We start from the raw sequence: 11,918 nt of genomic DNA on the forward strand, positions 1-11,918 counted from the left end.
CCCGCCGCCCCGATCGGCGCCAACCCCGAGGCGCCGATCCCCGGCCAGACCCGCTGCGGCCTGGTCGCCGTGGTCGGCGCGCCGAATGCCGGCAAGTCGACGCTGGTCAACCGGCTGGCCGGCACCAAGGTCACCATCGTCTCGCCCAAGCCGCAGACCACGCGCTTCCGCATCCGCGCCGTGGTGATGCAGGGGCAGACGCAGATCGTGCTGACCGACACGCCGGGCATCTTCGCGCCCCGCCGGCGCCTCGACCGCGCCATGGTCGCCGCCGCCTGGGAAGGCGCACAGGATGCCGATGTCGCGCTGCTGATCGTCGATGCCCGCGCCGGCATGACCGAGGCGGTGCAGTCGATCATCTCGGTGCTGAAGCGCTCGCGCGTCGCCATCTGGCTGGTGCTGAACAAGTCCGACCTGATCGACACCAAGCGGCTGCTGCCGCTGACCGCCTCGCTGAACGAGCAGCTCTCCTTCGAGGAGACCTTCATGATTTCGGCCGAGACCGGCGACGGGCTCGACCGGCTGCTGCAGGCGCTGGCCGGCCGCCTGCCCTACGGCCCCTGGCTGTTCCCCGAGGACGAGCTGTCCGACCTGCCGGAGCGCATGCTGGCGGCCGAGATCGTGCGCGAGCAGATCCTGCGCCAGACGCATGAGGAAGTGCCGCACCACGCGACCGTCGAGACCGAGCAGTGGCAGGAGCGGCGCGACGGCTCGGTGCGGATCGACTGCACCATCTATGTCGGCCGCGCCACGCAGAAGGCGATCCTGATCGGCGATGGCGGCGCCCGCGTGCGCGAGATCGGCAAGCGCGCCCGCTCGGAGCTCGAGAAGCTGCTGGAACGCCGCGTCCACCTGTTCCTCAACGTCAAGGAACGCCAGGGCTGGGACGAGGAAAGGGCGCGGCTGCGCGCCATCGGCCTGGACGATGCCGGCTAACGCTTTCCCGCTTCGCTGATGGAGTGGCAGGCCCCCGCCATCGTGCTGGAGGCCCGGCCGCATGGCGAGGGCGGCGCCGTCGTCCAGGTGCTGACCGAGGCGCACGGCCGCCATGCGGGCCTCGCGCATGGCGGCGCCTCCCGCGCCCAGGCCGGGCTGTGGCAGCCGGGCAACCTGATCGAGGCGCGCTGGACCGGGCGCCAGGCCGAGCAGCTGGGCGCGCTGCGCGGCGAGATGGTGCATCCGACCGCGGCCCTGGCCCTCGACGAGCCGCTGACGCTCGCCTTGCTGAACGCCGCCTGCGCGCTGGCCGCCGATGCCCTGCCGGAGCGCGAGGCGCAGCCGCGGGTGTTCTCCGGGCTGCTCGGGCTGATGGCCAATCTCGGCCAGGGGGCGCCGGCGCTGCTGGCGGATTACGTGCGCTACGAGGCGCTGCTGCTGGAAGCGCTGGGCTTCGCCCTCGATCTTTCGAGCTGCGCGGTCACGGGCACGCGGGACGACCTGAGCCATGTCTCGCCGCGCACCGGCCGCGCGGTCTGCCGTGCAGCCGCCGAGCCCTATCGCGACCGGCTGCTGCCGCTGCCGCTGTTCCTGCAGGGCGGCCAGGACGAGCGCGACCCGGCCGAATGGCTGAAAGGCCTGTCGCTGACCGGCCATTTCCTGACCCGCGACCTGTTCGGCGGGCGGCACCGGCCGGTGCCGGCGGCGCGGCAGCGGCTGGTCGACCGCGTCGCTGGCCTGGCGCCCACGGCGGAGCGCCCGGCCGATGCCTGACCCGGTGCTGCCCGACCTGCTGGCGCCGGGGCTGCGGCTGGTCTTCTGCGGCTCGGCGCCCGGGGCGATCTCGGCGGCGCGGCAGGCCTATTACGCGCATCCCGGCAACCGCTTCTGGCGGATCCTGTTCGAGGCCGGCCTCACCCCACGGCAATTGCGCCCGGCCGAATACCCCGAGCTGCTGCGCCACGGCATCGGCCTGACCGACATGGCCAAGCACGCCTTCGGCAATGACGACCAGCTGCCGCGCGGCGCCTATGACCCGGCCGGCTTCGCGGCCCGCATCCGCGCCATCCGCCCGGCGGCGCTGGCCTTCACCGCCAAGGCGCCGGCCGCCGCCTTCCTCGGCCGCCCGACCGGCAGCCTGGGCTATGGCCGGGCCGAGGCGCCGGCCGATTTCCCGCCGGTCTGGGTGATGCCCTCCACCAGCGGCCAGGCCAGCCGCTTCTGGGATGCCCGGCCCTGGCTGGCGCTGGGCGCCTGGTTCCGCGGCGATTCTCTTTCGGATTCCCCTGAGGTTCGACCATGAGCGATGTCACGCCCGATCCGGACAGCGCCGAATACAAGGCCCTGGCCGAGCATTGGTTCGGGAAGGGCGCCACCATCGGCGAGGCGCAGCACCGCGCCCTCTGCCGCGCCCTGACCCGGCGGCCGCTGAGCCAGGACACCAACCAGGCCTTCGCCCGGCGGCTGTCCTTCGGCGACCGCATCGCCGACCGCGTCGCCAGCTTCGGCGGCAGCTGGACCTTCATCCTGATCTGCCTCGGCGTGCTGGTGGTCTGGGTCGGCGTCAATGTCCTGCTGCTGACCCGCCCCTTCGACCCCTATCCCTTCGTCTTCCTGAACCTGGTGCTGTCGATGGTCGCCGCCCTGCAGGCGCCGATCATCATGATGAGCCAGAACCGCCAGGGGGCGAAGGACCGGCTGGTCGCCGCGCATGACTACGAGGTCAACCTGAAGGCCGAGATCGAGATCATGGCGCTGCACGACAAGCTGGACCGCATGCGCGTCGACGGGCTGCATGCCCAGCTGGCGGCGCAGCAGGCGATTCTGGCCGAGCTGAAGAACGAGCTGGCCGCGCTGCGCGCCCCGCGCTGAGCCGCTCTCCACCCCGACAATTCTCGCGGCCCGGATCGCCGGGCCGGGCGGCCCTGGCGCAGGGCGCCGGCGCGCCGGTGAAGCTCAATTCTCGCAGGAACAGCGGGATAGGCGGCGGCTGGCGCTGGCGGGTCTCCCACATGACGCGGACGTCATTCAGAAGAAACAGAAATATATTTTCGCAGCACGAAATAATATAAATCCGGCCATAAAGAAAAACGAGAATTTCCGGTCAGTTCAGAAAAAATCGCTGCGAGAAAAAGCGAGAAAACCTCGACAACACTCCGGTTTTTGATTGGTTTCGGTTGCTAAACGGCAATAATCTTCACTTGTCCGCCGACAAGGGATCGAACCGCATGGTCTATGGACTCCACGAGACCGCCGCCGTGTCCTTCCTCGCCCAGGCTGAGCCGGCGGCGGGCCGCATCCTGTTCCCGCAGCCCCGCCCCGAGGGCCCGCCGCAGCTGCAGCATTTCTGCCAGTTCCTGGCGGAGCGCGAGCAGCGGCCCTTCCTCGACCAGGCAGCGCTGCAGGACTGGGCCATCGGCGACTTCCGCGGCTTCTGGCAGGGGTTTCTCGCCTGGTCCGGACTGCGCTGCAGCGGCGAGGCCGCCCCGGCCTGCGACGGCGACGCCATCGAGACGGCGCGCTTCTTCCCCGGGCTGCGGCTGAACTTCGCCGACAACCTGCTGTCGCCGGCCTTCGACGATGCCAGCCTGGCGCTGGTCGCCGTGCAGCATGGCGGCGCCGTGCAGCACCTGACCCGGGCCGAGCTGCGCGACCGGGTGGAGCGGGTGGCCGGCGGGCTGCGGCGGATGGGCATCGGCCCTGGCGACCGCCTGGCGGCCGTCAGCCGCAACGGGGCGGAGGCGGTGATCGTCTTCCTGGCCGCCGCGGCGCTGGGCGCCAGCTTCTCCACCGCGGCGCCGGAGATGGGGCCCGAGGCGGTGATCGACCGGCTCAGCCAGATCGCCCCCAGCCTGCTCTTCGCCAACCTGGCGCCACGCCCCTTCGACACCGGCATGCCGGTGCCCGAGCGCATCGCCCGCATCGCCGCCGGCCTGCCCTCGCTGCGCGGCATCGTGGCCCTCGACGAAGGCGCCACCACCGGCTTCGCCATCCCCGCCACGACGCTGGACGAAATGCTGGCGGGCGCGCCGCTGCTGCAGGCCGACTGGCCGCAGCTGCCCTTCGACCAGCCGCTGGTGATCATGTTCACCTCCGGCACCACGGGGCGGCCAAAATGCATCCTGCACGGCGCCGGCGGCGCGCTGCTGGAGCATCTGAAGGAGCATCGGCTGCATGCCGATCTCCGCCCCGGCGACCGGCTGTTCTTCCAGACCTCCTGCTCCTGGATGATGTGGAACTGGCAGGTCTCGGCGATCGCCAGCGGCGCCGCCATCCTGGCCTATGACGGCCCGGTCGCGGCCCCCACCCTGTGGGACATCGTGGCGGCGGAGAAGATCACGGTCTTCGGCACCAGCCCGCCCTACCTGCGGCTGTCGGCCACCGCCGGGCTGGTGCCGGCGGCCAGCCACGCGCTGCAGCCGCTGCGGCTGGTGCTGTCGACCGGCTCGATCCTGCAGGACGACCAGTTCGCCTGGGTCTGGGACTGCGTGAAGCCCGTGCCGCTGCATTCGATCTCGGGCGGCACCGATATCCTGGGCTGCTTCGTCCTCGGCGGCCCGGCGCTGCCGGTGCGCGCCGGCGAAAGCCCCTGCGCCAGCCTGGCGATGGATGTCCGCGCCCAGGGCGCGACGCCCGAGGCCCCGGTGGGCGAGCTGGTCTGCGCCACCCCCTTCCCCTCCCGCCCGCTCGGCTTCCTGAACGACCCCGACGGCGCCCGCTTCCACGCCGCCTATTTCGCGCAGAACGAGGGGCTGTGGACCCAGGGCGACCGGGTGGCGATCGGCCCGACCGGCGGCGCCCGGCTGCATGGCCGCTCCGACGGGGTGCTGAACATCCGCGGCATCCGCGTGGGGCCCGCCGAGATCTACCGCCTGCTGGCCGGCTGGCCGGAGCTCGCCGGCGTCATGGCGGTGGAGCAGCGGGCGCCGGCCGACTTCGCCGATGGCCGGCTGGTGCTGCTGGTGGTGCTGCAGCCTGGCGCCACGCTGACCTCGGCGCTGACCGGGCGGATCCGCCGGGTGCTGGCGCGGGAGGCCTCGGCCGCGCATGTGCCGGAGCTGATCCTGCCGGTGGCCGCCCTGCCGCTGACCAGCAGCGGCAAGCAGTCCGAGGCGGCGATGACCGACCTGGTCAACGGCCTGGCCCCGCGCAACCTGGGCGCCCTGGCCAATCCGGAATGCCTCGACGCGCTGCGCGGCCACCCGGCGCTGCTGTCGCGCGTCTTCAACGACAGCGCGCCGGCCGCGAGCGACGCGCCGGAAGCCATCCTGACCGCGATCTGGTCGGATCTGTTCGGCATGAAGGAGGTCGATCCGGAGGATGACTTCTTCGAGCTCGGCGGCAGCTCGCTGATGGCGGCGCGGCTGTTCTCCGAGCTGCAGCGGCTGACCGGCATCGACCTGCCGGCCACCATCCTGCTGCGCGGCGCCCGCTTCCGCGACCTGGCCGAGGCGCTGGGCGCGCCGCTGCCGGAGGGGCCGCGCCAGGTGGTGCAGCTGCAGCCCGGCGAGGGCCGGCCGCTGTTCATGATCCACAGCCTGTCCGGCGCCGTGCTGGACCTGGCGCCGCTGCAGAAGGCGCTGTCCAGCCGCCGCCCGCTCTATGGCATCCAGGCGCGCGGGCTGGAGGCCGGCCAGGCGCCGCAGAGCTGCATCGCCGCCATGGCGCGCGACTACCTGGCGCTGATCCGCGCGGTGCAGCCGAACGGCCCCTACACGCTGGGCGGCCATTCCTTCGGCGGCATGGTGGCCTTCGAGATCGCCCAGCAATTGCTGAAGGCCGGCGAGCAGGTCGACGCCGTGCTGATGATCGACACCCTGGTGCATGCCCGCTTCCTGCCGATGCGGCAGTGGCTGCGCTACCGGGCCATGCGGCCGCTGCGCCACCTGCAGGGGCTGCTGCGCCGCCGGCCGGAGGAGCGGCTGGCCTATCTCGGCGACAAGGGCCGGGTGATGCTGGACCGGCTGCGCATCCGGCTGGGCCGGGCGCCGCTGCGGCCCGACCTGGCCGGCGCGCAGATCGGCGACGACCATATCCCGCCCGCCCTGCGCGCGGTGCGCGGCGCGGCGCTGACCGCCTATACCCACTACAAGCCGCGCGCCTTCGCCGGGAAGCTGGTCTTCATCCGCGCCGCCGAGGCCGGCGAGTTCGACCCCGAGCCGGTCTGGCGCCGGGTCGGCCGCGGCGGGCTGGAGATCCTGGAGGCGCCGGGCGATCACCTCAGCATGATCACCGAGCCGCATGTGCAGGCGCTGGCCCGGCATTTCGACCGCTGCCTGGCCTGAGACGCCCCCTGCCACCCCCGCGCCAGCCCCGGCTGGCGCCGGCCTCCGTTCATGCTATGTTCAGGGCCAAGGATGCGGCGCCCCTGGCGTTGCGCCGCCGGCTGCGCTAGCTGCCAAGGGATATCGGCCGGGATCGGCCGGCATCCTGGCGCGCCCACCCTGGCGACTGAAGCGGAGTGCCCATGCCCGACGACATCAACACGCTTCCCGAGGGCGGCGCCGTCAAGCCGACCAACCTGTCGGCGGCGCTGTCGGAGCGCTACCTGGCCTATGCCATGTCGACCATCACGGCGCGCTCGCTGCCGGATGTGCGCGACGGGCTGAAGCCGGTGCACCGCCGCCTGCTCTGGGCGATGCACCAGCTGCGCCTCGACCCCTCCGCCGGCTTCAAGAAATGCGCCCGCATCGTCGGCGACGTGATGGGCAAGTACCACCCGCATGGCGACGCCTCGATCTACGAGGCCATGGTGCGGATGGCCCAGGAATTCGCCGCCCGCTACACGCTGGTCGAAGGCCAGGGCAATTTCGGCAATATCGACGGCGATAACGCCGCGGCCATGCGCTACACCGAGGCGCGGCTGACCGAGATCGCCAAGGCGATGCTGGAAGGCATCGAGGAGGACGCGGTCGATTTCCGCGCCACCTATGACGGCGAGGAGCAGGAGCCGATCGTCCTGCCCGCCGCCTTCCCGAACCTGCTGGCCAATGGCGCGGCCGGCATCGCGGTGGGCATGGCGACCTCGATCCCTCCGCACAATGCCGGCGAGCTCTGCGCTGCCGCCCTCGAGCTGATCCGCAACCCCGATGCCGACGTCGCCACCCTGCTGCAGCACGTCCCCGGCCCCGACTTCCCGACCGGCGGCCTGCTGGTGGAAAGCCCCGAGGCGGTGCGCGAGGCCTATGTCACCGGCCGCGGCGGCTTCCGCATCCGCGCCCGCTGGGAGCGCGAGGCGCTGAAGAACGGCGCCTGGCAGGTCGTCGTCACCGAGATCCCCTACCAGGTCGCCAAGTCCCGGCTGATCGAGCAGATCGCCCAGCTGATGGAGGAGAAGAAGCTTCCCCTGCTGGCCGATGTCCGCGACGAGAGCACCGATGTCGTCCGCATCGTGCTGGAGCCCAAGACCCGCACCATCGAGCCCGCCCTGCTGATGGAGACGCTGTTCCGCGCGACGCCGCTGGAATCGCGCTTCTCGCTGAACATGAACGTGCTGGACGCCAGCCGCACCCCCCGCGTCATGGGGCTGAAGGAAGTGCTGCGCTGCTGGCTGGACCACCGGCACGAGGTGCTGGTCCGCCGCAGCAACCACCGCCTGGCCGCCATCGCCCGCCGCCTCGAGATCCTCGAGGGCTACCTGGTCGTCTACCTCAACCTCGACGAGGTGATCCGCATCATCCGCGAGGAGGACCAGGCCAAGCCGGCCCTGATCGCCGCCTTCTCGCTGACCGACACCCAGGCGGAAGCCATCCTCAACATGCGGCTGCGCGCCTTGCGCAAGCTGGAGGAGATGGAGATCCGCAAGGAGCACAAGAAGCTCAGCACCGAGCAGAAGGCGCTGCAGGGGCTGCTGGGCAGCGAGACCAAGCGCTGGAACCGCATCGCCGAGGAGGTGGAGGCCACCCGCGCCCGCTTCGGCGAGGACACCGAGATCGGCCGCCGCCGCACCACCATCGACGCCGCGCCCGTGGCCGTGGTGATCGACGAGCGCGCCTTCGTCGAGCGCGAACCGATCACCGTGATCCTGTCGGAAAAGGGCTGGGTGCGCGCCGTGAAGGGCCACCAGCCGCCCGAGACCGAGCACAAGTTCAAGGAAGGCGACAAGCTGCGCATCGCGCTGCACGCCGAGACCACCGACCGCCTGTGCCTGTTCGCGACCAACGGCAAGTGCTTCACCCTGAAGGCGGACACCATCCCGCGCGGCCGCGGCGACGGCCAGCCACTGCGCCTGATGGTGGACCTGACCAACGAGGACGAGGTCGTCACCCTCTTCGTCTGGAAAGAGGCGAAGAAATTCCTGGTCGCCGCCACCGACGGCCGCGGCTTCATCGTGAAATCCGACGACCTGGTGGCCGAGAAGCGCACCGGCAAGCAGGTGCTGCTGGTCGACAGCCCGGTGGAAGCGGCCCGCCTGATCCCGGTCGAGGGCGACGCCATCGCCATCATCGGCGAGAACCGCAAGCTGCTGGTCTTCCCGCTGGAACAGGTGCCCGAAATGGTCCGCGGCCGCGGCGTGGCCCTGCAAGGCTACAAGGACGGCGGCATGGCCGATGTGAAGACCTTCATCGCGACCGAAGGCCTGAGCTGGAAGATCGGCGACCGCGTCCGCCTGGAAACCGACCTGACGACCTGGCGCGGCAACCGCGCCGGCGCCGGGAAACAACCGCCGAACGGGTTCCCGCGGTCGAACCGGTTTGGGGGGAATTGAAGAGAAGAGCAACGGGTAGGCCAGGGGAATGAATTCCCCTGGACCCCTTCTTCTTTCTTTCAGACTGCCGTGTCCACGTGGAGACAGTACGCGCCACGGCCAATGCACAGCGCGACCCTCGAGGTCGCGCTGTTTTTTTATGAAAACGGCGTCCCGCCGTGATGCCCGGGCGACGGCACCGTTGAGGCGCAGGCCTGGCAATGGCCGGTGATCAGAAAAAAGATGGGGGTCTGGGGGAATTCATTCCCCCAGCCTTGCCCCAAACTTCTTTTCGAAAGCGCCTTATCCCACCAAGGCCCCATCGAGGGCCCCCGTCAGCGCGGCGGAATCAGGCTCGACATTGCTCGGGAAGGCCTGCAGCAGGCGGCCGTCGCGGGCGACCAGGTATTTGAAGAAGTTCCAGCGCGGCGCGGTGCTGTGGGCGGCGGCCCAGGCGAAGAAGGGGTGGGCCTCGGCGCCCTTCACGTGGCAGGGGGCGGCCATGGGGAAGGCGACGCCGAAGGTGTTCTCGCAGAAATCCTTGATGGCGTTGCGGTCGGCGGCTTCCTGGTTGAAGTCGTTCGACGGCACGCCGAGCACCAGCAGGCCGCGCGGCCCGTAGCGTTCGTGCAGCGCCTGCAGGCCGGCGAATTGCCGGGCGAAGCCGCAGAAGCTGGCGGTGTTGATCACCAGCATCGGCTTGCCGCGCCAGGCGCCAAGGTCGATCTCGCCGCCCTCGATGCTTTCGAAGCGGAAGGCGTGGCCGTCGGTCACGGCGGGCGCGGCGGCGGCCAGCAGGGGCGCTGCCAGCAGCAGGCTTCGGCGGGTGAGCTCAGCCATAACGTTCCTCCAGCCAGGGGTCGCCGCGGTCATGGTAGCCACGCTCTTCCCAGAAGCCTGGCGCGTTCTTGGCCAGGAAGCTGATGCGCCGCACCCATTTGGTGCTTTTCCACAGGTAGAGATGCGGCACCAGCACGCGCAAGGGGCCGCCATGCTGCCGGGTCAGCGGCTGGCCCTCCCAGCGATGCGCCAGCAGGTTCTCGGGGCGGGCGAAGTCGTCCAGCGTCAGGTTGGTGGTGTAGCCGTCATGCGCCTCGAAGCTGACGAACTTCGCGCCGGGCTTCAGCCGGGCCAGGTCCAGGATGGCGGCGACGGGCACGCCCTGCCAGTGGTTGTCGTAGCGCGACCACTGGGTGACGCAGTGGATGTCGTTCAGCCGGTCTTCCTGCGGCAGGTCCTGCAGCCAGGCCCAGTCGAGGGTGACCGGGTTCTCCACCAGCCCGTCCAGCTTCAGCCGGAAGGTGTCGGGCGTGACCTCGGGCTGGATGCCCAGGTCGAGCACGGGCCAGTCGGTGACCAGCCGCTGGCCGGGGGGCAGGCGCTGCTCGGGCGGCGCGGTGTGGCCGGTCAGCAGGCGGCCTTCGCGGGCCCAGGCCTGCTTGGTCTCGACCAGCTTTTTTCGAATTCCCGGCGGGGCGTCGTCCTGGGCCATGCTCGCCTCCTCTGACGCTGGATAGGTGACGTGGCGGCGGCGGGATGCAAGCCTGCCGCCTCGCCACCGGAGTCCTGCCATGCGCCGTCGCCTGCTGTCTTGTGTCTTCCTGCTGCTGGCGGGTCCGGTGCTGGCGCAGGATGTGGTCTCCACCCCAGGCGCGCTCGCCACCATCCGCGCCCCGGCGCGGGCCGAGCGGCAGATGGTCGCCGCCGCGCATCCGCTGGCGGCTGAGGCGGGCCTTGCCATGCTGCGCCGGGGCGGCAGCGCCATCGATGCGGCGATCGCGGCCCAGGCGGTGCTGACGCTGGTCGAGCCGCAGAGCTCCGGCATCGGCGGCGGCGCGGTGATGCTGCATTGGAACCGGGCGGCGGGGCGGCTGGATGCCTGGGACGGGCGGGAGACGGCGCCGGCGGCCGCGACCCCTGCCCTGTTCCTGCGCCCCGACGGCTCGCCTTTGCCCTTCTACGAGGCCGTGGTCTCCGGCCGCAGCGTGGGCGTCCCCGGCGTGCTGTCGATGCTGGAGGCCGCGCACAAGGCCGAGGGCAAGCTGCCCTGGGCCGATCTTTTCGCGGAGGCCATCCGCCTGGCGGAGGACGGCTTCTCGGTCTCGTCCCGGCTGGCCGGGCTGATCGCGTCCGAGACCGGGCGGCTGCGGCAGGACGCCACGGCGGCGGCCTATTTCCTGGCGGCCGATGGCAAGCCCTGGCCGGCCGGGCACCGGCTGCGCAACCCGGCGCTGGCGGCGACGCTGCGGCGGGTCGCCGAGCAGGGGGCGAAGGCCTTGCAGCAGGGCCCGCTGGCGGCGGCCATCGTGGCGGCGGTGGCGCGGCATGGCGGGGCGGGCAATGGCATGACCGAGGCCGACCTCGCCGGCTACCAGGCCAGGCGCCGCGCGGCGGTCTGCGCGCCCTACCGGCAATGGCGGGTCTGCGGCTTCCCGCCACCTTCCTCGGGGGGCGTGGCCATCGCGCAGATCCTCGGCGTGCTCGAGCATTTTTCTCTCTCGCGCCTGGCGCCGGACAGCCCGGATGCCGCGCATCTGCTGGTCGAGGCCGGGCGGCTGGCCTTCGCCGACCGCAATCTCTATCTCGCCGATGCCGACGTCACCCCGGTGCCGGTCGCCGGGCTGATCGAGGATTCCTACCTGAACCTGCGCGCTCAGCTGGTGGACCGCGACCGCGCCAACCCGGCGCCGCGCGCCGGCAATCCGCGCTGGCGCCAGGCGAGGCTGGCGCCGCAGCCGGACCAGCCGGAGCATGGCACCAGCCACCTGTCCATCATCGACGCGGCCGGCAATGCCATCAGCATGACGACGACGGTGGAGGACGCCTTCGGCGCCCGGCTGATGGTCGGCGGCTTCATGCTGAACAACCAGCTGACCGATTTTTCCTTCCGGCCAGAAGTCGATGGCCGCCCCGTGGCCAACCGGGTCGAGGGCGGCAAGCGCCCCCGCTCCTCCATGGCGCCCAGCCTGATCTTCGATACAGAAGGAAAACTGGCGGCGGCGGTGGGGTCCCCGGGTGGGGCGCGGATCATCGGCTTCGTGGCGCAGACGCTGGTCGGGCTGCTCGACTGGGGGCTGGACCCGCAGGCGGCGGTGTCGCTCAGCCGGGTCGGCACCCTGGGCGGCGCGGCCGAGCTGGAGGCGGAGACGCTCGCCGGCGAGCTGCAGGCGCGCGGCCACAAGGTGGAGGTGAAGCCGATGCCCTCCGGCCTGCAGGCCATCCGGGTGACGCCGCAGGGGCTGCTGGGCGGCGCCGATCCGCGGCGAGAGGGGGTCGCGGTCGGCGACTGACCCCG

9 protein-coding genes are annotated in these 11,918 nt (G+C 71.3%); 7 read left to right on the forward strand and 2 right to left on the reverse strand.

Features of this window, described 5'->3' with window-relative positions; genetic code table 11:
* Positions 1 to 36: 36 nt before the first annotated feature.
* From era to parC, 6 genes are all read left to right on the forward strand, one after another.
* Positions 37 to 936, forward strand: coding sequence for a GTPase Era (era, locus tag GVN67_RS16265; protein WP_159997858.1), 900 nt, complete (start codon positions 37 to 39; stop codon positions 934 to 936).
* An 18-nt stretch (positions 937 to 954) separates the two neighbouring features.
* Positions 955 to 1,710: a DNA repair protein RecO gene (gene recO / locus GVN67_RS16270; RefSeq protein ID WP_159997814.1), complete on the forward strand. Its 756-nt coding sequence runs from the start codon at positions 955 to 957 to the stop codon at positions 1,708 to 1,710.
* On the forward strand, positions 1,703 to 2,239 hold the full coding sequence (locus GVN67_RS16275) for a mismatch-specific DNA-glycosylase (protein ID WP_159997816.1): 537 nt from the start codon (positions 1,703 to 1,705) through the stop codon (positions 2,237 to 2,239). Before recO ends, GVN67_RS16275 begins: the two co-directional genes overlap by 8 nt.
* Entirely contained in the window at positions 2,236 to 2,808 is a 573-nt protein-coding gene (locus tag GVN67_RS16280; RefSeq protein WP_159997818.1) for a DUF1003 domain-containing protein, read from the forward strand. The genes GVN67_RS16275 and GVN67_RS16280 overlap by 4 nt, the downstream gene beginning before the upstream one ends.
* A gap of 356 nt (positions 2,809 to 3,164) precedes the next feature.
* Complete coding sequence (locus GVN67_RS16285) at positions 3,165 to 6,221, forward strand: acetoacetate--CoA ligase (RefSeq protein ID WP_159997820.1); 3,057 nt, start codon at positions 3,165 to 3,167, stop codon at positions 6,219 to 6,221.
* 182 nt (positions 6,222 to 6,403) lie between these two features.
* Positions 6,404 to 8,644, forward strand: coding sequence for a DNA topoisomerase IV subunit A (gene parC, locus GVN67_RS16290; RefSeq protein ID WP_159997822.1), 2,241 nt, complete (start codon positions 6,404 to 6,406; stop codon positions 8,642 to 8,644).
* A 282-nt stretch (positions 8,645 to 8,926) separates the two neighbouring features.
* Here parC and GVN67_RS16295 read toward each other — a convergent pair whose 3' ends face one another.
* Both GVN67_RS16295 and GVN67_RS16300 read right to left on the reverse strand, forming a co-directional pair.
* The gene (locus GVN67_RS16295) at positions 8,927 to 9,463 is read right to left on the reverse strand and encodes a glutathione peroxidase (protein ID WP_159997824.1); all 537 of its coding nucleotides are present in this window, start codon (positions 9,461 to 9,463) and stop codon (positions 8,927 to 8,929) included.
* On the reverse strand, positions 9,456 to 10,115 hold the full coding sequence (locus tag GVN67_RS16300; protein WP_159997826.1) for a sulfite oxidase-like oxidoreductase: 660 nt from the start codon (positions 10,113 to 10,115) through the stop codon (positions 9,456 to 9,458). Before GVN67_RS16300 ends, GVN67_RS16295 begins: the two co-directional genes overlap by 8 nt.
* A gap of 79 nt (positions 10,116 to 10,194) precedes the next feature.
* On the opposite strand from GVN67_RS16300, the gene ggt reads away from it, so the two are divergent.
* A complete protein-coding gene (gene ggt / locus GVN67_RS16305) occupies positions 10,195 to 11,913 on the forward strand; it encodes a gamma-glutamyltransferase (protein WP_159997828.1) in 1,719 nt (572 codons plus the stop codon).
* Positions 11,914 to 11,918: the final 5 nt, after the last annotated feature.

Origin of the sequence: Roseomonas sp. 18066, from assembly GCF_902706185.1 — a bacterium.
Taxonomy (GTDB): Bacteria; Pseudomonadota; Alphaproteobacteria; order Acetobacterales; family Acetobacteraceae; genus Pseudoroseomonas.